We start from the raw sequence: 23,836 nt of genomic DNA on the forward strand, positions 1-23,836 counted from the left end.
AGCGTTGAAGATAAGCTTTACTTAAAATTACGATTTAGCAACGGGATCCAGGCTACGCCACAGATACCAGGTCGCTACTGTACACCACGGCCCCCAATTCGCAGCCACTTCTCTTGCGTCGCTACGGGAAACCGGCTCACCTGAAAAATAATTGCTACTAATGCCTTTGAGTAAACCAGGATCATCTAAAGGTAATATGTTCGGACGGAGCAGATTAAATATCAAAAACATCTCTGCTGTCCAGCGTCCTATGCCCCGAATTTGTATCAGCTCCGAAATAACGTCTTCATCTGCCATCTCCGTCCAACTATTGACGTGCACTCTTTTTTCTTTAAAGTGCTCAGCTAAATCCAGAATATATTCTGTTTTACGCTTGGACAGGCCGCAGACCAGTAGTTTTTCACTACCCGCCTTTAATACCTGCGTATAAGTACATTTAGGACAAAGTTCAAGAAAGCGCTGCCAGAGTAAATCAGCCGATTTGACTGAAATTTGCTGCGCGACTATTGAACGCGTCAACGTGGTAAAAGGATCATCGCGCCCGACCAAATACAAGTCGCCGAACTGAGGAATCAGTTTGCGCATGATCCTGTCGCGCTTCATCAACTCGATTTTTGCGCTCTCCCAATACTCAGGAACTTGCGGAGCCCCTCTATGACTCAATGCCGTATCCGCGCCGCTCATACCCTGCGCCACTCAGTCAAACCAACGGCCTTATCTTCAAGAACGATCCCTTCACGCAGCAATTCATCACGAATGCGATCGGACTCAGCAAAATTTTTCGCTTTTTTTGCCGCAAGACGAGCATCAATTCTGTCTTGAATCGCCGTGAGTTCACCGGCATCCGCTAGCTCGGGTGAAGCACGCAAATAATCGTTCGGTGAACGCTGCAACAAGCCTATGGTACCGGCAAGCATCTTAAGTTGCCGAGCCAATTGTGGCGATTTTTTCTTATTTACATCGTTTGCCAAATCAAATAAAACCGAGATAGCAATAGGTGTATTAAAGTCGTCACACATCGCCTCTGCAAACCGTTTTGAGTAATCATCATCCTGATCCAGAGGCAGATCATCAGTAAGCGTTTCTTTCAGAGCGATATAGAGACGGGATAACGCAGCTTTCGCATCATCAAGATGTGCATCGGAATAATTTAAAGGACTGCGATAATGTGCACGTAAGATGAAAAATCGGACAACTTCAGGATCGTATTTTTTCAACACGTCGCGAATAGTAAAAAAATTGCCCAAGGATTTAGACATTTTTTCATTATCTAAACGCACAAAACCATTGTGCATCCAGTAATTTACAAAAGTATGTTGATGAGCGCCTTCAGATTGGGCGATCTCATTTTCATGATGCGGAAACTGCAAATCCTGTCCGCCACCATGAATATCGAAATGTTCCCCTAACAGATCGCCCGCCATTGCCGAGCATTCGATATGCCAGCCAGGTCGTCCAAGTCCCCACGGAGATGGCCATTTAACCTCGGCAGGTTCAGCATCTTTGGACGATTTCCACAAAACAAAATCCAGAGGATCTCGCTTACCTGTGTTGATGTCGATACGTTCACCTGCACGTAAATCATCAAGGGACTTGCCGGACAATTTTCCGTAACCGGGGAAATCACGGACAGAGTAATTCACATCACCATCCGTCGCCTTATATGCCAAACCATTGACTTCAAGCTTAGAAATTAATTGCAACATCTGAGGAATATATTGTGTTGCTCTCGGGGCATAGTCTGGCGCCTGCACACCCAAAGCCTGCGCATCCTCATTCATGTAGTCAACAAAACGATTCGTAAGCTGTGAAATAGTTTCGCCATTCTCCACCGCTCGTTTGATGATTTTGTCATCGATATCAGTAATATTGCGGACATACGTCACATCAAAACCTGAACTGCGCAACCAACGCTGCACCATATCAAATACCACCATGACGCGCGCATGTCCCAGATGACAATAGTCATATACCGTCATTCCGCATACGTACATGCGTATCTTGCCGGGTTCAATTGGAACAAAAATTTGTTTTTCGCGGGTCAGGGAGTTGTATATTTTTTGTTTGTTCATGAGCTGCGTATGAATTATTTTTTTGCGATCTTTGTTCGAATTTGCGCCAACTGATTCAATTTCAAACGACCTGTAACTGACAGTTGACGGCAAAGCGTGTCAAAAACCCATTTTGTGCGCATATTTGTTAAGATGTCGCTTTATATTCAGTATAACATTGCTGAACCAATGTTCCCCAGCTCCCCAATGAAACCAAGTCCATTTACTATGCGCCACCTTGTTCAAAGTGTTTTTGCATTATCTAGCCTGTCTCTTGCGCTCATGTCTTCGCCCTGTTTTGCAGATGACACGTCCGATATCGCCAAGCTTTTTCGTGCAGGACAAACGGCTGAAGCGCTGCAAAAAGTGGATTCTATCTTGGCGCAACGCCCAAAAGATGCTCAATTGCGTTTTTTAAAAGGGTTGATACTGACCGAACAAAATAAATCAACTGAAGCGATTACGGTGTTTTCTAAACTCACTGACGACTATCCGGAATTACCAGAGCCATATAACAACCTGGCTGTACTGTATGCGTCTAGCGGGCAATACGATAAAGCACGTGCCGCGCTGGAAATGGCAATCAGAACCAATCCGACTTATGGCACTGCTCATGAAAATCTTGGAGATGTATACGCCAAGTTAGCCAGCCAGTCCTACGACAAAGCACTGCAATTGGACTCTGGCAACTCCGGCGCAAAACTCAAACTGACGTTAGTTAAAAATCTGATTGGCAACACCACAGGCGGCACCAACCCCAAAAATTCAGTCAGCCCGGCGACAGTAGCTGCCGCAAGTCCGGCAAAAGCCACCCCAGCCAAAACCGAACCGGAACCAAACAAGCAAGAAAAAGCTGAAGCCAAAGTTGCCAGCAAACCAGCTGCTGCACCTGCAAACGGCGATCAGGACGAGGTTCTGAAAGCGGTCGAGAATTGGGCAAAAGCCTGGAGCAGCAAAGACACCAGCACTTACCTAGCCCATTATGCGAAAGATTTTGACACACCCAAAGGTGAGTCTCGTAAAGCCTGGGCAGAAGAACGTCGCACACGTATTGAGGGCAAGGGTCGTATCAGCGTTAAAATCGAGTCCCCTAAAGTCTCCTTAGATGGCAGCAGCGCCATCGTTAAATTCCGACAAATTTATAGCTCGGATCAATTGACTGCAAATAGCAGAAAATCCTTGTCCATGGTCAAGCAGGATGGCAAATGGCTGATCAAGCAGGAGCGCGCGGGTAACTGATGTATCGCTCTGTTCCGTTTTTGACCTCCCCGCCCTACAAGTGCGGAAAATATCTCGTCGCCGTTTTTTTATCGCTGATATTGATTGCGCTCTTGAGCGCAGCTATGCCATCGCATGCAAAATCGCGCGCTGAGAAAACCTCTATTGCTGAAGCAGTTCAGCGACTGCCGAATCCTGACCTTTTATTACTTGAGGTATATAAAAGTCTGGCGGCAAACAAGTTGCAGCAAGCGCAGTTAAAAGCAGATGAATTAGTTGAAGCCTATCCCAACTTCCAGCTAGGACATTTGATCCGTGGCGATCTCCTCCTGATGCATACGAAGCAGGTCAATAGCTTTGGCGGTAATGCAAACGCATCACCGGAAAAACTCAAGGATCTGCGGGACGAAGCCTATGCAAGACTAAAATCTATCCGCGAAAAACCGGACCCGGACCTGATTCCTCGTAACATTTTGCAATTGCGTGATGATCAAAAGCAAGTACTGATCGTCGATGCGAAAAAGTCCCGCCTATACCTGTATGAGAACAATGCGGGGCAGCCTAAGTTCGTGACGGATTTTTATGTAAGCCAAGGCAAGTTCGGCATCAATAAAATTAAAGAAGGCGATCAAAAAACTCCTATTGGGGTGTACTACATTACCAGTCGTCTGGCAGGATCTAAACTCCCTGATTTTTATGGCCCGGGAGCACTACCAATTAATTATCCAAATGAATGGGATAAGATCAATGGCAGAAGCGGTTCCGGTATTTGGTTACATGGTGTTCCTTCAGAAAATTTTAGCCGCCCTCCTTTAGCCTCGGATGGCTGCGTGGTCTTAACCAATCCCGATTTTTTGAAAATTGCTGCCATGATTGACATAGGAAAAACACCCGTCATTATCAGCGAGCAAGTAGAGTTTTCAAACTTTACAAAATGGAATGCAGATAAACAATCGGCGAGTAAAATGCTGGAAGATTGGCGTGCGGATCTAGAAAGTCAAAACCCGAATCGCCTTCTGAATAATTACTCGAGAAACTTCAAAACCGTTCAGGGTGATAATTTGAATGCATGGTTTCCCAAACAGCAACAAGCAACCGAAGGTCTGCACAATCTGTCAATCAAGTTAAAAGAAGTCACCCAGTTTCGTTATCCGGGAAAAGATGAAATGATCGTCAGCACTTTCACTCAGGAAACTACAGCGAGCAAGAGCAAAACCAGTGTCAGAAAGCGGCAGTATTGGATTAAAGAAGCGGCAAAATGGAGAATCATTTATGAAGCACAAGTTTGATATTTCGAGGAAAACTATGTCACTGACCCGTCGCCACATCATCACCCTATTCGCTAGTACCGCCATGTTACTCGGTACATGTGCCGCCTGGTCGGAAGACTTACCTAAAGTGGCACTCAAAACCAATCTGGGCGAAATCGTACTTGAGCTACATCCTGAAGCCGCTCCGAAAACGGTTGAAAATTTCCTCCGCTACGTTAAAGCCGGGCATTACAACGGTACAGTATTCCATCGTGTGATTGATAATTTCATGATTCAGGGCGGTGGCTTTGATAAAAACATGAAAGAAAAATCGACTGGCAAGCCGATTGCATTGGAGGCGAAATACGCACTTGAGCACGGCTTTAAAAATGAGCTCGGCACCGTTGCGATGGCACGCACGAATGATCCAAACTCTGCGACTGCACAATTTTTTATCAATGTAAATGACAATGACTTTCTGAATCATCAAGTATTACCTGAAGGCGATCCTGTGCAGTATGAACGTAGAGGCAATGTCATTACTGCACCACGGGCACAAGCCCTGCTGGCAACGGCTGGCTACACACCATTTGGCAAAGTGATCAAAGGAATGGATGTCGTAGAGAAGATCAAAGCAGTAGAGACAAGCGAGTCGGGAATGATGCAAAACGTCCCAAACAAAGCTGTCATTATTGAATCAGCCAAGTTACTTAAATAATATACAATTACATCAATTTTCTTCACTTCTTCAAGGATTATCATGGCCGTTATTCTCACCACTAACCATGGCAACATCACCATCGAACTCGACGCTGATAAAGCACCTAAAACTGTCGCCAACTTCATCGCCTATGTGGAAGCGGGTCACTACAATGGCACCATCTTCCATCGCGTGATTGACGGATTCATGATTCAAGGTGGCGGTTTCGAACCAGGGATGAAACAAAAAGCGACGAATGCGCCGATTGAAAACGAAGCAAAAAATGGCTTAAAAAATCAACGTTATTCAATCGCCATGGCACGTACTGGCGACCCACACTCAGCATCAGCACAGTTTTTCATCAATACAACGAACAACAGCTTCCTTGACTATCCGGGTCAAGACGGGTGGGGCTACTGCGTTTTTGGCGCAGTCTCAGAAGGCAAAGAAATCGTCGACAAAATCAAATCCGTAAAAACTACACGCACTGGCATGTTCCAAGACGTACCAGTTGAAAACGTAGTGATCGAAAAAGCCGAAGTCGTTTAATTCTGCTTTTGAAAAGAACGAAATAATAGTGACTGATCAACACAAGCACGCAAAAGCGCAACCAGCACTGGTTGCGCTTTTTGTTTCTGACATCCATTTACGCGCATCACTTCCAAATACAGTGGCCGCCTTTTTTGACTTTCTGCATCGGCATGGCAAACAAGCCAGACAGCTATTTCTATTAGGCGATCTGTTTGAGTATTGGGCAGGTGACGACGCGATCGATGCGCTATTCAATCAGACGGTCATCAGTGCTCTACGAGCAGTCAGCGACACGGGGACTCAACTCTACTGGATCGCGGGCAATCGTGATTTTTTAGTTGGCGAGCAATTTGCTAAAGCAACTGGCGCCAGGCTTCTGCCAGACCCAAGCACGATCGTGATCAATGAAAAAAAAATTGTGCTGGCACACGGTGATCAGCAATGTACCGATGACCTTGATTACATCGCGTTTCGCAATCAAGTGCGTCAGCCAGCATGGAAACATCAGTTTCTCAGCATGCCTCTAGCTGAGCGCACAGCGATGATTGAAGGAATGCGGCAAGATAGTAAAATAGAACAGCAGAACAAGACCGCCGCAATCATGGATGTAAATTCTGATGCGATCAATCAGCTCTTTTCAGACAGCGGTGCTGAAGTGATGATACACGGTCATACCCACCGGCCAGCATTCCATACTCATGAGTTAGGAATCCGTTATGTTCTGCCAGATTGGGAGTGTGATGCGGAGGAAAAACGCGGAGGATGGCTGGCATTATACGAGGATGGTCAATTCATTCGATTTGATGTAGATGGCACACCAATCGTCGCCTAACAATTCATATACTCCAGTCTAGTATATTTTTACCCACCCATAAAACAGTGCGGATACAAGGCATATTTTTCACCATGAGTGGGGAGTATGCCTTTTTATTTGGTTTAAATGAGTTGGAATGAGAATTAGATCACGGACAAAGATGTTTTAGTACAAGCGCCTCCGGCGATCGCACCAATGTCGTATAGCAGCCTAGATTCACCTGTGCCTGCTACTTGAATATTTCGCCTTAATCAACCAAACTATTGATCTGCTCAGGATTCAGCTTTTCTGCTAATAACTGGGCTTCGCATGCAATACCTGCCGTCGCAATCGCTGCGGTCAATTTTTCTATTTGCTCTTGCTGTGATGCTGCATGATCGATCAACTTGTGCAAGACTTTAGAAATTGGATCATCGCCATTAGACGTGACCCCATACGCGCTGAATAAATTCGCCGTCGCCTCATACTGTGCATCTGTTTCTTTTTTCACGATATGCGCAGGATTACCAACGGCAGTCGCACCGGCGGGCACAGGTTTAACGACGACAGAATTTGATCCTATCTTCGCACCGGCACCGATCGTAAAGCCGCCCAGCACTTTAGCACCAGCTCCGACTATCACGCCCGACTCCAGGGTCGGGTGACGCTTGGCGCCTTTAGACAAAGAGGTTCCGCCCAACGTCACCCCCTGATAAATCGTACAGTCGTCACCGATCTCTGCCGTCTCGCCGATCACAACACCAAAGCCATGATCGATAAATACCCGGCGCCCTATCGTGGCTCCGGGATGAATTTCAATTCCGGTAAAGATACGCGCCAGATGAGAGATAAACCGCCCCAGCCATTTAAAGCCATGACTCCAGCACCACTGCGCCCAGCCATGCATCAGAATTGCATGGAACCCTGGGTAGCAAGTGACGACTTCCCACGTATTACGGGCAGCAGGATCTCGTTGGATGATATTCGCGATATCTTCGCGCAAACGACTAAACATGGAGTAATAAAGGAAAGGGAAAACGAATAATGAAAACTACTTAAGGAAGTGCATCTTAGCGCGTTCAGCAAAAATCTGCTGGCGGCAAGGCCAGCGCCAAGATGATATTCAGGCAGATAAATTAAGGACGGGGAAGTCGCTGGCGGCGCGCCTCGTAGAGACAGACACCTGAGGCTACAGACACGTTCAGACTTTCAACTGAGCCGAACATAGGAATACTAACCAACTGATCACAGGTCTCTCTGGTCAAACGGCGCATCCCCTCGCCTTCAGAGCCCATCACAATGGCGATACCCCCCTTAAAATCAACATCATAAATCGTCTGATCTACATCATCCGAAGTGCCTACCAGAAAAATGTCACGCTCCTTCAGCTCACGCAGCGTGCGTGCAAGGTTGGTCACAGTGATGTAAGGAACCGTTTCAGCCGCACCACTAGCCACTTTAGCGGCGGTAGCATTGAGTCCTACGGCTCGGTCTTTTGGAGCAATTACGGCATGCGCACCAACACCATCGGCGACACGCAGACATGCGCCAAGATTGTGAGGATCAGTAATGCCATCAAGTATCAACAAGAGCGGCGGGCCTTCGATTGCATCCAGCAATTCATCAAGATTACGCGCCAGGGATAACTCGCCAGCCTTCGCTACCACGCCTTGATGGCGACGGGTGCCGACGATACTCGACAAGCGCTGATCATCCGCGGGGATAATGCGTACGCCGGCTGATTTTGCTGCACTGATCAAATCCTTCATACGTCCATCGACGCGAGAGGAATCGACATAAATTTCTTCCACCGACGATGCCTCATGACGGATGCGTGAGGTAACGGCATGGAAGCCAAAAATCATTTTATTTTTCATTATTTACTTTACTTCACTATCTAAATATAACTACCTGTTAATACTGCACCGTCAACCTTCATTACGTCTTTATTACATGTTATCGTTTTTTCTTGCCGGACCGGGATGCGGCACGCGATGGACGCTCTGTGGTTTCCTGCTTAGTGCGACGCGCTTTTGCCGGTGCTGCCGGGGTCTTTATTGGAACAACTTTTGCGCCTGATTTCGCTGTTGGCTGAGAGCCAGATTTAGCAACGACCTTTTTCGATTTCGTGTTGCCTTTAGTCGCGCCAACTTTAGTAGCACCACCGCGTCCGCCACCAATATTCTGCTCTCGCAGATCTGGCCCTGCTGCCGGTCTCAGACCACTTGGCTGCACAATTGCCAGATCAATTTTACGCGCGTCCAGGTCAACACGGCTGACCTGAACTGTCACACGATCGGTCAGCTGGTAGCGCTTACCAGTACGTTCGCCACGCAGTTCGTGACGGGCATCGTCAAACTGGAAATAATCAGCGCCTAGCTCGGTAATGTGTACCAAGCCTTCGATATAAATTTCATCAAGCTGCACAAAAATACCAAATTGCGTTACGCCAGAAATAGTGCCGGTGAACTCTTCACCGAGTTTATTCCTGATGAAGTAGCACTTGAGCCAGGCCTCAACGTCGCGTGACGCCTCATCCGCCCTGCGCTCATTGGCAGAGCAATGCACTCCCAGTGCATCCCAGATAGTCAGGTCCTGCTCAGATTTTGGTTTTTTACCCGCGGCCTTATCGAGAATCTGCTGCTTGCGCGCAGCATTTGATACAGTTGTATTGAGCAAGCTAGTATCGATGCCTTTCGGCTCGTATTTCTTGCCTTGCAAAATTGCTTTAATCGCCCGATGTGTCAACAGATCGGGGTAACGTCGTATCGGGCTGGTGAAATGCGCATAAGCCTCATAAGACAGGCCAAAGTGACCAATATTATCCGGGCTGTATACCGCTTGCTGCATTGAACGCAGCAACATGGTCTGCAGCAGGCTCGCATCAGGGCGCCCCTTGATCTTGGTCATCAGCTCAGCGTAATCAGACGCAGAGGGCTTGTCGCCACCATTCAGATATAACCCGACTTGTTTCAGGAAATTGCGAACCTGGTTTAATTTCTCTTTTGTCGGTCCCGCATGGATACGGTAAGTACCTGGCTGTTTATACGTCTCCAGCAAATTGGCAGCACACACGTTGGCTGCCAGCATACATTCTTCAATCAGCTTGTGAGCGTCGTTGCGTGTACGCGGCAGAATTTTTTCAATCTTTCCTGCTGCATTACAAACGATATAGGTTTCGGTTGTTTCGAAGTCGATAGCGCCACGACGATGACGGGCTTTCAGCAAGGCCTGAAAACAGTCATACAAATCTAGTAGATGCGGTACAAGTGGCAGACGTTTGTTCGCCTCAGGCCCTTTAGTATTTCCTAAAATAGCAGCGACTTCGGTATAGGTAAAACGCGCCGCGGAATGAATAACGGATGGATAAAATTGATATGCCGTCACTTCACCATCAAGCGAAATGACCATATCACACACTAGGGTCAGGCGATCTACATCGGGATTTAAAGAACACAGGCCGTTAGACAGTTTTTCCGGCAACATCGGTATAACCCGGCGCGGAAAATACACTGACGTGCTACGTAACAAAGCATCGCCATCGAGAGCGTCGTTTGGTTTCACATAATGACTGACATCAGCAATCGCGACGATTAGTCGGTAGCCTTTTGTGCGTCCAATTTTTGTTGTTTCACAATAGACAGCATCATCAAAATCACGGGCATCTTCTCCATCGATGGTGACCAATGGCACATCACGCAAATCAACGCGATCCACTAGATCTGTATCACGGATTTCGGATGGCAATTTAGCTGCCGTTTTTTTTGCTGACTCGGAAAATTCATGAGGAACACCGAATTTTCTGACCGCAATTTCGATTTCCATACCAGGATCATCGACATCGCCCAGCACCTCAACGATATGACCAACCGCTTGCGCATATTTGGTCGGCTGCTCCGTCAATTCTACGCTGACGACCTGACCTGATTTTGCCTTACCCGGCGAACCGGCAAGTAAAATATCCTGACTAAACCTCTTATCTTCCGGAGCAACGATCCAGACACCGTTTTCATTGAGCAGGCGTCCAATGATATGGGTATTGGCACGCTCAAGGATTTCGATGATGCCACCCTCTAGGCGACCACGCCGGTCAGTACCGACAACACGCGCTGTGACTCTATCGCCGTGCAACACGCGCTGCATTTCTCGTTCTGGCAAAAACAAGTCTTCACTACCATCATCAGGCGTCAAAAAGCCGTAACCGTCACGATGACTGCTGACACGACCGGAAATAAAATTATCTTGATTGGCAAGTGTGTAATTGCCGGACTTATCCTGCTTGACCTGACCATCTCTTTCCATCGCGTTCAATCGTCGCACCATGCCATCAAGCTCCTCAGGTTTTACGCCTAGTTTGCCTGCAATCGTTTCCACTTTTTGCTTAGTGCTCGATGTGCGCAGGATGCCGAGAATTTCCTCGCGGCTGGGAATGGGATATGAATGTTTATTCAAAAGGTGAATTTCTTTTCTTTTTGTTGTTAAAAATAGAGTGTGACGATATCAGTCTACACCCCATCTAGTTTACCGGAGAGCAAGCTAATTGCCTAACATTACTCCAAATCAAAATACTGAGAACACGCTAAAGAGTTGACAATTTTACTGAATACTCTATAATCATGGTCTTCGTTGCCCACGTGGCGGAATTGGTAGACGCGCATGGTTCAGGTCCATGTGCCTTCGGGTGTGGGGGTTCGAGTCCCTCCGTGGGCACCACAGCATTGTAAGCCTCGTTGATTCGTCAACGAGGCTTTTTGCTATACAACTCTGCTCGTTCAATTAAATTCTACGACATTCTTTGTTAAAGATCTCCACGTCAGTTTGATTTTAGCCAGATAGTCTTAAAGAACTGCGACCTGTATCAGCTCATCATTAATCCTACTCACGTTCTCAGATACATCTATTCTATGGAATGAATATGACGCCTTTGCGTCACATCATATAAAAACATTTCCAAATACATCATGAGCTCAAGCAACATAAAATAAAACGGCAATGTAATGGCACACACTACCAGCCAAGACAAAAAGATGCCAGACACCATGACCATGTTTGACTTTATGATCCGTCGCATAGAATCCTATCCCCAGCGTGTAGAACAGCCCCCCAGCAGCAAGCCAGCTAAAACCGGGCACACCTAATGCTGCAAGCAAAGGCTTCACGCCAATAATCGCAAGCCATCCCATCATCATATAAATAATCAGCGATGAAATACGAGCACCTTTAGCAAACCAGAGCTCCTGAACAATTCCTATCAAGGCCAGGCCCCACACCACAGCAAAAAGCGCCCATCCCCAGGAACCACGCATCGTGACCAGTGTAAAAGGCGTATAGCTACCCGCAATCAGCAGATAAATAGCGCAATAATCGAACTTGCGAAACACATCTTTGGCGGCGCCCCGCAGGCTGTGATAAAGCGTAGAAGCAAGATAAAGAATCAGTAAAGACGCTACATAAATACTGAAGCTAACGATCTTCCAAGGATCTCCCGACTTTGCAGCAAAAACAATTAATACTGCACCACCCACAACCGCCAGAGCCGCACCTACGGTATGGGTAATACTATTAAAACGTTCACCGTAATGCATGTCAAAATCACCTTTTGCAGAAATTACATCTTATTTTCAAGACTCGATACAACGATAAAACATCATAGATTAAACAATCTTCAATCTCGTCTGGAGACGAAGATGCAGATCAAAAGAGCGTTCACGATATTTATCATCCATAAAATAAAAAACGGGAGCAAATTTCTCTGCTCCCGTATCTATTACTCTTTCGTTTCGCCTTTTTTTGACCAGGCATTCAACTGATGCGGTCGAATACTGTCGTATTCTTCAAACGGTTGATGTATCCAAGGATTACTTGCCAAATAATCGAGATAAAAGTCCGGCTCTACCGACGAGCATGCCTTGTACCAAATGACTGCAGATTTTGCCTCTGTCACACCCGGGAAATTCTCACGTAAATGATGTAGAACTTTTTCCAATGTGACACCAGAGTCAACCAGATCATCAACGACGAGCACACGGCCTTGCAATGTACCTTTAGTCGTTGAAATGTATTTTCCTATATCCAATTGACCTTGAACCGTACCAGCATCTTCACGATAAGAGCTGGTGGACAGAATCGCTAGCGGCACATCAAAAATGCGAGAAAAGACATCACCCGGACGCAGGCCACCGCGTGCCAGGCATAAAATCTGATCAAACTTCCAGCCGGACTCATATACCTTCAAAGCCAACTGTTCGATGGAGCGATGATACGCATCCCAAGAAACCCAAAGGTCTTTTTCTGTTGAAGCTGGCAACGTCATGTTACTTCCCCTAGCCTTATTTACTGTATAAATTATTTATAGAAATGGATGACGCAAAACAATGGTTTCTTCACGATCCGGCCCTGTCGACACCATATCAACAGGTACGCCAACCAGAGTTTCAATACGCTCGATATAGTTGCGCGCATTCAATGGCAATGCATCCATCGATTTTGCGCCAACTGTCGTCTCTGTCCAACCTGGCATCTCTTCGTAGACTGGCACACAACGGGCGGCCTCTTCTGCACCAACCGGAAAGATATCTACCGCTTTACCATCTACGGTATAACCTGTACATAATTTCAAGGTTTCCAGACCATCTAACACATCAAGCTTCGTCAGACACATACCAGAAACACCGTTAATCTGAACAGAACGCTTCAACAATGCTGCATCAAACCAACCGCAACGGCGTGCACGGCCAGTCACAGTGCCAAACTCATGACCTACACTGGCAAGATGTTTGCCCACACCCTGATCTGTTGGCAATTCTGATGGGAATGGACCGGAACCAACGCGCGTCGTATAGGCTTTAGTAATCCCCAAAATATAATGAAGCATGTTGGGACCGACACCAGAACCAGCAGCAGCATTACCAGCCACGCAGTTACTTGATGTCACGAACGGGTAAGTACCATGATCAACGTCCAGCAAACTACCTTGCGCGCCTTCAAACAATAGACTGGCACCGTTTTTGTAGGCTGCATAAAGATCACTCGACACGTCGGCAACCATAGGACGAATACGCGGTACATTTGCCAGAGCATCGTCCAGCGTTTTCTGGAAATCAACGGCAGGTGCCTTCAGATAATTCGTCAAAACGAAATTATGGTAGTCCAGATTCTCTTTTAATTTTTCAGCGAAACGTTCTGCATTCAACAAATCCGCGACGCGAATGGCGCGACGAGCGACTTTATCTTCGTAGGCAGGACCAATACCTTTGCCTGTTGTGCCGATTTTTCCGGCACCACGAGCCGCCTCACGTGCCGCATCCAGAGCAGTGTGATAAGGCAAAATGACTGGACATGCTTCTGAGATTTTCAGCCGAGACACTACCTCAACGCCATTTGCCTGCAGCTTGTCAATTTCACGCAAAAGATCCGGGACGGACAACACAACACCATTCCCGATATAGCAAGCAGTTCCTGCACGCATAATGCCTGACGGGATCAATTGCAAAGCCGTTTTTTGGCCACCGATCACCAAGGTGTGACCCGCATTGTGGCCGCCCTGAAAGCGCACCACGCCTTGCGCATGATCCGTCAGCCAGTCAACAATTTTCCCTTTGCCCTCGTCGCCCCATTGAGTACCAATAACAACGACATTTTTTGCGATTTTATTTTGAGACATCACTTAACCTACGCTTTTAATAATCCATTGACTACCATCAAATGCGACTGCCCTATTGCAGTCAAATTCGTCCTGTTCGCTCTCATGACCCGGCAAACTTTGAATAACAACCTCTCCACTTTGACGCAGCTCACTAATTTTTTGACGCAAAGCAGGATCCTGGCTCCAAGGCGCCAGAATCGCATCTTTACGCTCGGCGGATGGCATTAAACGTGCCAATTCACGCAAATCCAGTGAGAAACCTGTCGCTGGGCGGGCACGACCAAATGCTTCACCGACGTGATCATAGCGACCACCGCGTGCAACGGCATTCGGCAGACCGGGAACAAATGCATTAAACATCACGCCACTGTGATAATGATAGCCTCGTAAATCCGCTAAATCTATCGTTACTTTAGCATTGCCGGCTAGTTTAACCAGATAGTCCAACTCATCCAGAGCCGTAGCAATACCTGCCAATGACGGCAGCACCCCACGCGCGCGTTCAATGACAGTTATATCGCCATACAACCTTGGCAACTCAAGCAATGCCTGCCTGACAACAGGATTGAAATCTTGAGAAATTTGCTCTAAAGCAGGCAAATCTTTAGATTCCAATAAAGCAAACAAACTCGATTCATGTTTTTTCGCCAGAGGGTCGCTCTCCAGCAAAGACCTTAGTACGCCAACATGGCACAGGTCCAACCTGACTTCTGAAATATTAGCCAAAGCCAGCGAAGCCAGCACCAGCTCCTGGATTTCAGCATCCGCCTCCAATCCGGCATGTCCGTAAATTTCCGCACCGATTTGAATGGGCTCACGTGTAGCATGCAAACCAGACGGGCGGGTATGAAGAACACTACCGGCATAACACAAACGTGTAACAGATATGCGATTCAGCAAATGTGCATCGATACGCGCCACCTGTGTCGTCATATCGGCCCTGACACCCATGGTGCGGCCAGACAATTGATCGACTAATTTAAAGGTACGTAAATCCATATCCTGGCCTGCACCACTCAGCAAGGATTCTATGTATTCGAGCAGAGGTGGCATCACCATCTCATAGCCATAGATCCGGAAGTTATCCAGTAATACGCGTCGCAACTCTTCGATCTTGCGTGCCTCGGATGGCAAAACATCCGCAATATTTTCAGGTAAGAGCCAATTTGGCATGAGCTTGCAATCAAAAACAAAAACAACAAATAATCAAACTTTATACGTGACAAACGTAGGCACGCTATTTTTGCAAATAACGCAACCTACGTTGTATATGTAAAGCTACTTACTACTTAGATTTTCCAGCACTGACAGCAGTACCTGCGCCAGGTGTCTTAAAGTATTTAAAGAATTCAGAGTTAGGATCCACAACCATCACGTCATTCTTTGTCTTAAAGCTTGCGCGATAAGCCTCAAGACTTCTGTAAAATTTATAGAATTCCGGATTTTGGCCAAACGCCTGAGCATAAATTTGAGAAGCCTCTGCGTCACCAGCACCACGCATTTTTTCCGCTTCTTTATACGCTTCCGCCAAAATTACAATTCTTTGCTTATCTGCATCTGCCCTGATTTTTTCAGAGTCAGCAGAACCAGTGGAGCGCAACTCGTTTGCCACGCGAGTGCGTTCAGCTTTCATGCGATCATAAACAGAGTTATTGATTTGTTCGACGTAATCAACACGTTTTAAGCGCACATCAACAATTTCCACGCCAATCTGCTTCGCTTCTTCTGTGACTTTTTTGCGGATAGCTTCCATCACTTTTCCGCGCTCACCAGAAATAACCTCACGCACAGTTCGCTTGGTAATTTCGTCGTTTAAAGCCGCTTTCACTATTTGAGACAGCCGGTCACGCGCTTTACCCTCGTCACCTTTGAAGCTCACAAAGTATAGTTTAGGATCTGTGATATGCCATTTGACATAGGCATCGACCAAAATATTTTTCTTCTCTGCCGTGATAAAACGATCAGCATCCGGCGTATCAATCGTCAAAATACGTTTATCAAGGAACAGAACATTTTGAAACGGTGGTGGCAATTTAAAGTGCAAACCAGGTTCACTAATAACCGCTTTCATTTCGCCTAAAGCAAATACTATCGCATATGATTTTTGATCGACGACAAAAATCGTTGAGTAGGCAGCAACAATTGCCACGACAACTGCGAATAAAGAAGAAAATAATTTATTCATTATCGTACCTCCCGATCACGGGAGTCACGGCTATCACGGGATCTGCCATCTTTACTATATCGTAACTCAACGGTAGGAATTTGCTCTGTCGCCGGCGGAGTAGGTGCCGCCGGAGTCGTCGTAGTTGATGACGGGACTGCTTTGCCTGCGGCAGACGCTTCCGTGCCGGGCACCAATTTATCTAAAGGAAGATAAATCATGTTATTTCCCGCTTTTGCATCCATCATCACTTTCGTCGTGCTGGAGAAAATTTGTTGCATCGTTTCCAGATACATACGATCACGTGTCACAGCCGGCGCTTTTTGATACTCAGCCAATACTTGTTTAAAACGAGATGCATTACCTTCAGCGGTTGCGACGATTCTAGACTGATATGCCTCAGATTCTTGCAACATGCGAGACGCCTCGCCTCTGGCAATTGGAATCACCTGATTTGCGTAAGCTTGTCCTTCATTTTTTTGACGCTCTTTATCCTGTCCCGCCTTCACCGCATCATCAAATGCCGCCTGCACTTGCTCTGGCGGCTGGACGCCTTGCATAGTCACATTAGCTATCTGAACCCCAGCCTGATAACGTTCAAGGATTTGCTGCATTAAGACACTGACATCTTGAACGACCTTATCACGCCCCTCATACAAAACAAAATCCATCTTACTTTTACCAACAATTTCGCGAATTGCAGTCTCTGCAACCTGTCGTATCATTTCTTCCTGATCACGATTATTGAACAACCAGTCAGAAGCGCTTTTGAGTTTGTACTGCACGGCAAATTGAATATCGATGATATTTTCATCATCGGTCAACATTAAAGCTTCTTTAGGCTGCTTGTTTTTTACGTTCGAACGGTAGCCAACTTCAACTGTACGGACCTGAGACACGTCAACAATTTCGTGAGCCTGGATAGGATAAGGCCAACGCCAGTTAAATCCTGACATTGTAGAGTGACTGTATTTGCCGAATGTTGTAATTACACCAGTCTGACCTTCTTGGACAATGAAAAATCCGCTAACCAGCCAGATGAATGCCAGAACCGCGACAACAATCCCAACACCCATTTTTGCCCCGGCCGCATCGGGGGTAAAACCACCGCCGCCATCGTTGTTATCGCCATTTTTCTGACCAAACAAACGACTGATGCGCTCGTTAAAATCGCGCCAAAGCTGCTCAAGGTCAGGGGGACCTTCAGGCGGTTTTTTTTTGTTCTGGTTATTGTTTTGCGAACCGCGTCCCCATTGAGGGTCGTTCAAAGACATAGTTAAACCAATTCTTTTAAGAAGTGAAACCAGCATTCTGTCGCTATCCATTGAAATAGTGAGTTGAACTACTAAGAAAGTTCAGAACCTAAGCAAAACGCGCGTCGTCCAATTCAGCGACTTGCGGTGTTTTAATTCTTTTTGATGCATCTAACTTCGCCAACTCTGCCACTGCGTGCCGCAACAAATCCATCCCGGCACCGGTTTGTGCGCTCAGAAAAACTCTTTGAATTTTATCATACTCACCCAGCTCTAAATTCGGTTCTAAGCCAGCCAGATCAATCTTGTTCCACACCAGAAGCTGGGGAATATGATCAGCTCCAATTTCCTTCAATACCTGATTGACTTGTTGAATCTGATCAAGTCGCACCGGACTACTCGCATCAACCACATGCAGCAACAGATCTGCATGAATCGTTTCTTCCAAAGTTGCGCGAAATGCAGCGACTAATTGGTGGGGTAATTCCCGGATAAATCCAACGGTATCAGATATAACAACATTCCCTGCGTCACCAAGGTATAGACGGCGCGACGTAGTATCAAGAGTTGCAAATAACTGATTCGCTGCGTAGGTACCGGCTTTTGTCAACGAATTAAACAGAGTTGATTTACCTGCATTCGTATAACCGACCAAAGAAACAGAAAAAGTATTACTTCGTCCACGCGAGCGTCGCTGGGTTTCACGTTGCTTGTGTAACTTCTCCATTTTTGCTTTTAAGGCCTTGACTCGCTCACCTAACAAACGACGATCCGTCTCCAACTGGGTTTCACCCGGACCACGCAAGCCAATTCCGCCTTTTTGCCGCTCAAGATGGGTCCAGCCTCGAATTAATCGCGTTGCCAGATGTTGCAATTGTGCCAGCTCAACCTGTACTTTACCTTCGTGGCTGTGAGCACGCTGAGCAAAAATATCGAGAATTAAACTGGTTCTGTCAATCACCCTGGTCTTTAGATGGCGCTCCAGATTTCTTTGCTGAGCCGGAGACAATGCATGATTAAAGATTACGATGTCGAGCTGAGCATCTCGAATTGCATCAGCAATTTCATCCGCTTTACCGGAACCGACGAACAACGCGGCATCCGGGCTTGAGCGCTTACAAGTGATGGTTGTGATCGGCTCTGCTCCGGCAGATTGGGAGAGCAGAGAGAGTTCTTCTAAACTTGCGGCGAAATCATCTTTGCCGAAGTCCACGCCAATTAATGCGGCGCGCATAGAAAACAATATTTTTTCAAAAATAACCGCCTGGAAATTTACTCGGCTTCTGATTCAGTGTTGATGCTGACTGCACGAGCAGGAACAACAGTAGAAATGGCATGCTTATAGACCATTTGTGTCACAGTATTACGTAGCAGGACGACATACTGGTCAAACGACTCAATATGACCCTGCAATTTAATACCATTCACGAGATAGATGGATACGGGAATGTGTTCTTTACGAAGTGCGTTTAAGAACGGGTCTTGTAAAAGTTGCCCTTTATTACTCATAACAGCTCCAATATGTTGTTGTGATCAGGAGTTGGGGACACATTGCAAAAGTTCAAGAGTCCCAATAGTTGATTACCTTGTAACTGTAATCTATTTTCAAAGATGCTGCATGAAACAACTTACAGCATCCGGATGAATTTTATTTTTCGGATTTTGAGAATGGATTTTTTCCTGATCTCATTTCGATACGCAATGGTGTTCCCGTCAAAGAAAACGTTTCACGGAAATGTTTTTCCAAATAGCGTTTGTACACATCACCAATTGAATCCAGAGCATTCCCGTGAATCACGATAATCGGCGGATTTTGACCGCCCTGATGTGCATAGCGCAGCTTTGGACGAATCGATCCCTTACGTTTTGGCTGCTGATGTTCAACAGCCTCAATCAAAGCACGTGTCAGTTTCGGCGTGGACAAATTCGCCATTGCGGCAGCATAAGCAGCATCAATTGACTTCAACAACGGTGCGATACCTGTCGACTTTAATGCCGAAATAAAGTGAAATTTCGCAAAAGTCAGAAAATTCAATTTACGCTCAATGTCGAGCTTAATCTCATCACGACGATCACTTTGCAAGCCATCCCACTTATTGACACCCACCACGAGAGCACGTCCAGACTCAAGGATAAAGCCGGCAATATGCGCATCTTGCTCAGAAATATCCTGCTGCGCATCTAGCAACAGTAAGACCACATTCGCCTCAGAGACCGATTGCAAGGTTTTCACTACAGAAAATTTCTCGATCGCTTCAAACACTTTGCCGCGACGGCGAATGCCGGCAGTATCTATCAACGTATAGTGCTTACCATCGCGCTCAAAAGGAATCTCAATTGAGTCCCGCGTAGTGCCGGGCATGTCGAATGCAATGACGCGATCTTCACCCAGCAAAGTGTTAACCAAGGTAGATTTACCAACATTGGGACGACCGACTATCGCAATTTTGATGCCTCTGACAACATCATCAGGCTCCTCTAACTCCGGTGGACGCTGCGCGAAAGCGATATTGAGCGACTCATCTACTAGGTCAAGAACGCCATCGCCATGCGCTGCTGAAATGACATACGGGTCACCGAGTCCAAGCTCATAAAAATCAGCGGTGACCGAGCTATATTTCATTCCCTCAGCCTTGTTGACCACCAACATGACTGAACGGCCTGATTTACGTAAAAAATCAGTAATGGTTTTATCATGCGGCGTCAAACCTTGACGACCATCAACGATAAAAATAACCACATCTGCTTCGGCGACAGCTTGCTTAGTTTGCTTCGCCATTTCATGCATGATGCCTTCTTTGGCGACAGGCTCAAAACCACCTGTATCGATCACCAAAAATGGTCGCTCTCCCATACGCCCTTCGCCATAATGCCTGTCTCTGGTTAAGCCAGGCAAATCTGCTACGAGTGCGTCGCGAGAACGTGTAAGCCGATTGAACAGCGTGGATTTGCCGACATTAGGTCGACCTATAAGTGCAATAACCGGCTTCATTTTTAGTATTACTCGGTTGCCAACGCAACCACTGCCCCAGATTTGGTTTGAACAATCAGATTCGAGCCAGCCACAATAGGCGCGGCAAGAACAGGACTGCCATCGGTACTAATACGACCGATAAAAGAACCATCTTCTCTTGAAAGAAAATGGACAAAGCCAGAACCATCACCAACGGCGACAGATCGACCAAAAGAAATAGGGGCGGACAACCGACGATAAGCCAATTTGTCGTTACGCCAAGCGCTGGATCCGGTGGAGCGGGCATAAGCGGAAACTGCACCCGCATTGTCTGCAGCAAAGACGAAGCGTTCATCGACACTGACCCCAACTTCGCTAGATAAATTCTTTGCCCAGCGTGACGTACCTGTTGCAATATCGTAACAACCGACACGTCCTTGATATGCAACGACACACACATCAGTACCCGCAACCACAGGCGTGCCTGAGACATCAACAATACGCTCAAGCTCAGTTGCGCCCTTAGGATCTGCAGCAGCTACTTCCCAACGCAAACCACCATTATTCAGAGAAAAAGAAGCGAGCTTCCCGCCAGGCAAAGCGACAATCGCAGCAGGCTCAGCAATTGCAATCCCAGGAATAATACGCAAAGTCAGGATAGGTAACGGACGCTCAACTGACCATTTTTTCACACCAGTTTCGATATCATACGCCGCGATTTTATTGTCAATACTTCTGATGACAACTACATCTTTCGCTACCGCGGGCGATGCCAATACTTCACTTGATGCCTGGGCTTTCCAACGCAAATTTCCGCTTGTGTCATACGCAAACAACATACCTTTTTTTCCGACAACAGCTACTGTCGTTGCGCTCGCTCCTACACCGGCAGTCAGTCCTGTACCGGCATTCACACGCCATATCTGACGTCCGCTTACTCCATCTAATTTAACGATAGAACCATCAGCGGCCGCAGCGTATACATCAGAGCCAATCTGGATCGGGGTAAACACGCTGTCTCCTGCTGCACCAACCGGACTAGACCACAGAGTTTTCACCGCCATACTGATTTTAAAATCTTGCAGCACTGCAGGAACATTTTTTGTTTCCGCCTTGCTTGCAAATGGATTCAACGATGAACAGCCTGCCAATGTAAGCAACGTCAATGAAGCCAGCAATTTGCCAGAAAAACGCATGAACTACTCCTATTATTTGCTTGTGGAATTGCTTGCAGCGCCAGTAGTGCTCGCCACTTTTGCTTCGGCACCGCCAAGAGCATCCAGCTTCAATTGAATCAACGGACGGCCAGGATTTTTTTCTTTGAGTTTATCCAGCGCCGTTTGAAAAGCTGCACGCGCTTCTGTCGTTTTATTTTGAGCCAGATAAATATCGCCCTTTCTGTCAGCGACGTCGCCAGCAAATTCCGCAGGGAAGTCGCCGGACAGCAGAGACAAACCTTCATCGTAAGCTTTTTCATCTAAAGCAAGACCTGCAAGACGAATCTTGGCAATACTCTTATATTCATCAACACTACTGTGATCAACGACCCAATGCAATTGCGTCTTGGCGGCCTTGACATCATTTGCGTCAAAGGCGCTTTTAGCAGCAGTCAGTGCGGACATTGCGGCATAGGGTGTTTTAGCAAACTTCTCAACAAGATCGTTTGCCGCACGCTGAACTTTGGCATTATCTTTGGCCTGAACAGCCTTCTGCATTTCATCATAGAGTTGCGATGCCTGATTCGACTGATTGCGCTGGTAGCTGGTCCATCCAGCCCACGCTGCGTATGCCGACAATGCAATCACCAGCAACCAGGTAACCAGATTACCGTACTGTTTCCACCATGCTTTGAGCGTGTCTAATTGCTCTTGTTCTTCGAGATCGTATGCCATGTTATGTAAGTCTAATGATGAATATGAATATGTGTCGGGTCGTCGCAGCAATGATCTGCATCGTCAACACCTGTAATTTGATCAACTAAATAATCGACTGCCGTATCAAACGGCACACTGACCTGATTATTTTCCATATCGTTGGAGCGCATTGCTTTCACGACAATCGTATTTGCGGAGGCTTCATCTTCTCCGATGATGACAGCATAAGCAGCACCACTGGCGTCAGCCTTCTTCATCTGCGATTTAAAACTACCTACTCCGCTCGCCGTTGCGCAATGTAACACAACATCTAAGCCCGCATCGCGCAAACGCTCTCCCAAAACAAAAGATTGCGCCTGAGCCGCAATTCCCTGGTGCACAAGGTAAACGTCGCATTGTGCGGGCGCATGAGCTTCGCCGGATTCTTTCATCAATTCAAGCAAGCGTTCAATACCCATCGCAAAGCCGCATGCAGGTGTGGGCTTGCCACCGAAAATACCGAATAATGAGTCATATCTGCCGCCCGCGCAAACCGTACCTTGCGATCCTAGCTGATCAGTTACCCACTCGAAAACCGTCCGATTGTAATAATCCATTCCACGCACTAATCGCGTGTTAATCGTGAAGGGAATACTGTTATCGCGCAAGATTGTTTGCACGCCCTCAAAATGCGCCAACGATTCAGCACCCAGATAATCCAGCAATTTTGGTGCCGCGTTCACCATGTCCTGCATTGCCGGATTTTTGGTATCAAGAATACGTAAAGGATTGCTATGCAGGCGACGCAAGGCTTCGGCATCCAGCAATTCCTTGTTTGTCTCGAAATACGCGATCAGTGCGGCGCGATGAAGATTACGCTCTTGGGCATCACCGATTGAATTAAGTTCAAGACGGACATTTTGCAAACCGAGATCATCCCAGAGGCGCTGACACATCATAATGAGTTCAGCATCGATATCCGGACCACTAAAACCTAAAGCTTCAGCACCCACTTGATGAAATTGACGATAGCGTCCGCGTTGCGGCTTTTCGTGGCGAAACATCGGGCCGTTGTACCACAACCGTTTCGGACCTTCGTAAGTGAGGTTATGCTCTAGTGCGGCACGCACCACGCCTGCAGTATTCTCGGGGCGCAATGTTAACTTATCGCCATTCATTGCATCTTCAAATGAATACATTTCTTTTTCGACGATATCTGTTACTTCACCAAGCCCGCGTGCAAACAAAGCTGTTGGCTCAACGATAGGCGTACGTATTTGTTGGAAGCCATAACTTTTCAATACCGATTGCACTGTATTTTCAAATAACTCCCACAGCGGAGCGTCGGTCGGCAAGAGGTCATTCATTCCCTTAACGCCGACAATTTTTTCTGGTTTTTTATTCTCTGACATTCTTCACTGCCTA

Annotated in this window: 22 protein-coding genes and 1 tRNA gene; 6 read left to right on the forward strand and 17 right to left on the reverse strand. The window is 46.8% G+C overall.

The features are described 5' to 3' along the window. Nucleotides 1–27: 27 nt before the first annotated feature. Together ACO0LE_RS00615 and cysS are read right to left on the reverse strand one after the other, a co-directional pair. Nucleotides 28–684, reverse strand: a complete 657-nt coding sequence (locus ACO0LE_RS00615; RefSeq protein WP_422958489.1) for a DNA-3-methyladenine glycosylase family protein — start codon at nucleotides 682–684, stop codon at nucleotides 28–30. Continuing rightward, the gene (gene cysS, locus ACO0LE_RS00620) at nucleotides 681–2,072 is read right to left on the reverse strand and encodes a cysteine--tRNA ligase (RefSeq protein ID WP_422958490.1); all 1,392 of its coding nucleotides are present in this window, start codon (nucleotides 2,070–2,072) and stop codon (nucleotides 681–683) included. The genes ACO0LE_RS00615 and cysS overlap by 4 nt, the downstream gene beginning before the upstream one ends. Nucleotides 2,073–2,279: 207 nt before the next feature. Between cysS and ACO0LE_RS00625 the strand changes: the two genes are divergently transcribed. From ACO0LE_RS00625 to ACO0LE_RS00645, 5 genes are all read left to right on the forward strand, one after another. Next, the gene (locus ACO0LE_RS00625) at nucleotides 2,280–3,290 is read left to right on the forward strand and encodes a L,D-transpeptidase Cds6 family protein (protein WP_422958491.1); all 1,011 of its coding nucleotides are present in this window, start codon (nucleotides 2,280–2,282) and stop codon (nucleotides 3,288–3,290) included. A gap of 221 nt (nucleotides 3,291–3,511) precedes the next feature. Continuing rightward, complete coding sequence (locus tag ACO0LE_RS00630) at nucleotides 3,512–4,558, forward strand: L,D-transpeptidase family protein (RefSeq protein ID WP_422958492.1); 1,047 nt, start codon at nucleotides 3,512–3,514, stop codon at nucleotides 4,556–4,558. Nucleotides 4,559–4,574: 16 nt separating this feature from the next. Continuing rightward, entirely contained in the window at nucleotides 4,575–5,237 is a 663-nt protein-coding gene (locus ACO0LE_RS00635; RefSeq protein ID WP_422958686.1) for a peptidylprolyl isomerase, read from the forward strand. 42 nt (nucleotides 5,238–5,279) lie between these two features. Next, nucleotides 5,280–5,768 carry a peptidylprolyl isomerase gene (locus ACO0LE_RS00640; RefSeq protein ID WP_422956611.1) on the forward strand — a complete coding sequence of 163 codons (489 nt, stop codon included), beginning with the start codon at nucleotides 5,280–5,282 and terminating at the stop codon, nucleotides 5,766–5,768. A 28-nt stretch (nucleotides 5,769–5,796) separates the two neighbouring features. Continuing rightward, entirely contained in the window at nucleotides 5,797–6,582 is a 786-nt protein-coding gene (locus ACO0LE_RS00645) for a UDP-2,3-diacylglucosamine diphosphatase (protein WP_422958493.1), read from the forward strand. Between the two features lie 229 nt (nucleotides 6,583–6,811). Here the strand turns inward: ACO0LE_RS00645 and cysE are convergent, their stop codons facing one another. The 3 genes from cysE to rnr form a co-directional block, all read right to left on the reverse strand. Beyond that, nucleotides 6,812–7,558, reverse strand: a complete 747-nt coding sequence (gene cysE / locus ACO0LE_RS00650; RefSeq protein ID WP_422958494.1) for a serine O-acetyltransferase — start codon at nucleotides 7,556–7,558, stop codon at nucleotides 6,812–6,814. A 121-nt stretch (nucleotides 7,559–7,679) separates the two neighbouring features. Continuing rightward, nucleotides 7,680–8,420: a 23S rRNA (guanosine(2251)-2'-O)-methyltransferase RlmB gene (gene rlmB / locus ACO0LE_RS00655; protein ID WP_422956608.1), complete on the reverse strand. Its 741-nt coding sequence runs from the start codon at nucleotides 8,418–8,420 to the stop codon at nucleotides 7,680–7,682. Nucleotides 8,421–8,499: 79 nt separating this feature from the next. After that, nucleotides 8,500–10,995, reverse strand: coding sequence for a ribonuclease R (rnr, locus tag ACO0LE_RS00660; protein WP_422958495.1), 2,496 nt, complete (start codon nucleotides 10,993–10,995; stop codon nucleotides 8,500–8,502). A 176-nt stretch (nucleotides 10,996–11,171) separates the two neighbouring features. Here rnr and ACO0LE_RS00665 point away from each other — a divergent pair. Beyond that, nucleotides 11,172–11,256, forward strand: a tRNA-Leu gene (locus ACO0LE_RS00665). Nucleotides 11,257–11,510: 254 nt separating this feature from the next. Here ACO0LE_RS00665 and trhA read toward each other — a convergent pair. The 12 genes from trhA to hisS all read right to left on the reverse strand — a co-directional run bounded on the left by trhA (nucleotide 11,511) and on the right by hisS (nucleotide 23,823). After that, nucleotides 11,511–12,128: a PAQR family membrane homeostasis protein TrhA gene (gene trhA, locus ACO0LE_RS00670; protein WP_422958496.1), complete on the reverse strand. Its 618-nt coding sequence runs from the start codon at nucleotides 12,126–12,128 to the stop codon at nucleotides 11,511–11,513. 182 nt (nucleotides 12,129–12,310) lie between these two features. Then, nucleotides 12,311–12,856 (reverse strand): phosphoribosyltransferase, encoded by a 546-nt coding sequence (locus ACO0LE_RS00675; protein WP_422958497.1) that lies wholly within the window; start codon nucleotides 12,854–12,856, stop codon nucleotides 12,311–12,313. Between the two features lie 36 nt (nucleotides 12,857–12,892). Then, nucleotides 12,893–14,206 (reverse strand): adenylosuccinate synthase, encoded by a 1,314-nt coding sequence (locus tag ACO0LE_RS00680; protein ID WP_422958498.1) that lies wholly within the window; start codon nucleotides 14,204–14,206, stop codon nucleotides 12,893–12,895. Nucleotides 14,207–14,209: 3 nt separating this feature from the next. Then, nucleotides 14,210–15,361 (reverse strand): ATP phosphoribosyltransferase regulatory subunit, encoded by a 1,152-nt coding sequence (locus tag ACO0LE_RS00685; protein ID WP_422958499.1) that lies wholly within the window; start codon nucleotides 15,359–15,361, stop codon nucleotides 14,210–14,212. Between the two features lie 112 nt (nucleotides 15,362–15,473). Then, nucleotides 15,474–16,373 (reverse strand): protease modulator HflC, encoded by a 900-nt coding sequence (gene hflC / locus ACO0LE_RS00690; protein ID WP_422958500.1) that lies wholly within the window; start codon nucleotides 16,371–16,373, stop codon nucleotides 15,474–15,476. Continuing rightward, nucleotides 16,373–17,662 carry an FtsH protease activity modulator HflK gene (gene hflK / locus ACO0LE_RS00695; protein WP_422958501.1) on the reverse strand — a complete coding sequence of 430 codons (1,290 nt, stop codon included), beginning with the start codon at nucleotides 17,660–17,662 and terminating at the stop codon, nucleotides 16,373–16,375. Before hflK ends, hflC begins: the two co-directional genes overlap by 1 nt. Before the next feature lie 52 nt (nucleotides 17,663–17,714). After that, on the reverse strand, nucleotides 17,715–18,839 hold the full coding sequence (gene hflX / locus ACO0LE_RS00700) for a GTPase HflX (protein ID WP_422958502.1): 1,125 nt from the start codon (nucleotides 18,837–18,839) through the stop codon (nucleotides 17,715–17,717). A 38-nt stretch (nucleotides 18,840–18,877) separates the two neighbouring features. Next, complete coding sequence (hfq, locus tag ACO0LE_RS00705; RefSeq protein WP_186946602.1) at nucleotides 18,878–19,114, reverse strand: RNA chaperone Hfq; 237 nt, start codon at nucleotides 19,112–19,114, stop codon at nucleotides 18,878–18,880. Between the two features lie 139 nt (nucleotides 19,115–19,253). Then, nucleotides 19,254–20,597 (reverse strand): ribosome biogenesis GTPase Der, encoded by a 1,344-nt coding sequence (gene der, locus ACO0LE_RS00710; RefSeq protein ID WP_422956599.1) that lies wholly within the window; start codon nucleotides 20,595–20,597, stop codon nucleotides 19,254–19,256. Between the two features lie 8 nt (nucleotides 20,598–20,605). Then, nucleotides 20,606–21,754 carry an outer membrane protein assembly factor BamB gene (gene bamB / locus ACO0LE_RS00715; RefSeq protein WP_422958503.1) on the reverse strand — a complete coding sequence of 383 codons (1,149 nt, stop codon included), beginning with the start codon at nucleotides 21,752–21,754 and terminating at the stop codon, nucleotides 20,606–20,608. 12 nt (nucleotides 21,755–21,766) lie between these two features. Continuing rightward, on the reverse strand, nucleotides 21,767–22,450 hold the full coding sequence (locus tag ACO0LE_RS00720) for a YfgM family protein (protein ID WP_422958504.1): 684 nt from the start codon (nucleotides 22,448–22,450) through the stop codon (nucleotides 21,767–21,769). Nucleotides 22,451–22,461: 11 nt separating this feature from the next. After that, nucleotides 22,462–23,823, reverse strand: coding sequence for a histidine--tRNA ligase (gene hisS / locus ACO0LE_RS00725; RefSeq protein ID WP_422958505.1), 1,362 nt, complete (start codon nucleotides 23,821–23,823; stop codon nucleotides 22,462–22,464). Nucleotides 23,824–23,836 lie beyond the last annotated feature (13 nt).

Source organism: Undibacterium sp. Xuan67W (genome assembly GCF_049340165.1).
Taxonomy (GTDB): Bacteria; Pseudomonadota; Gammaproteobacteria; order Burkholderiales; family Burkholderiaceae_D; genus Undibacterium.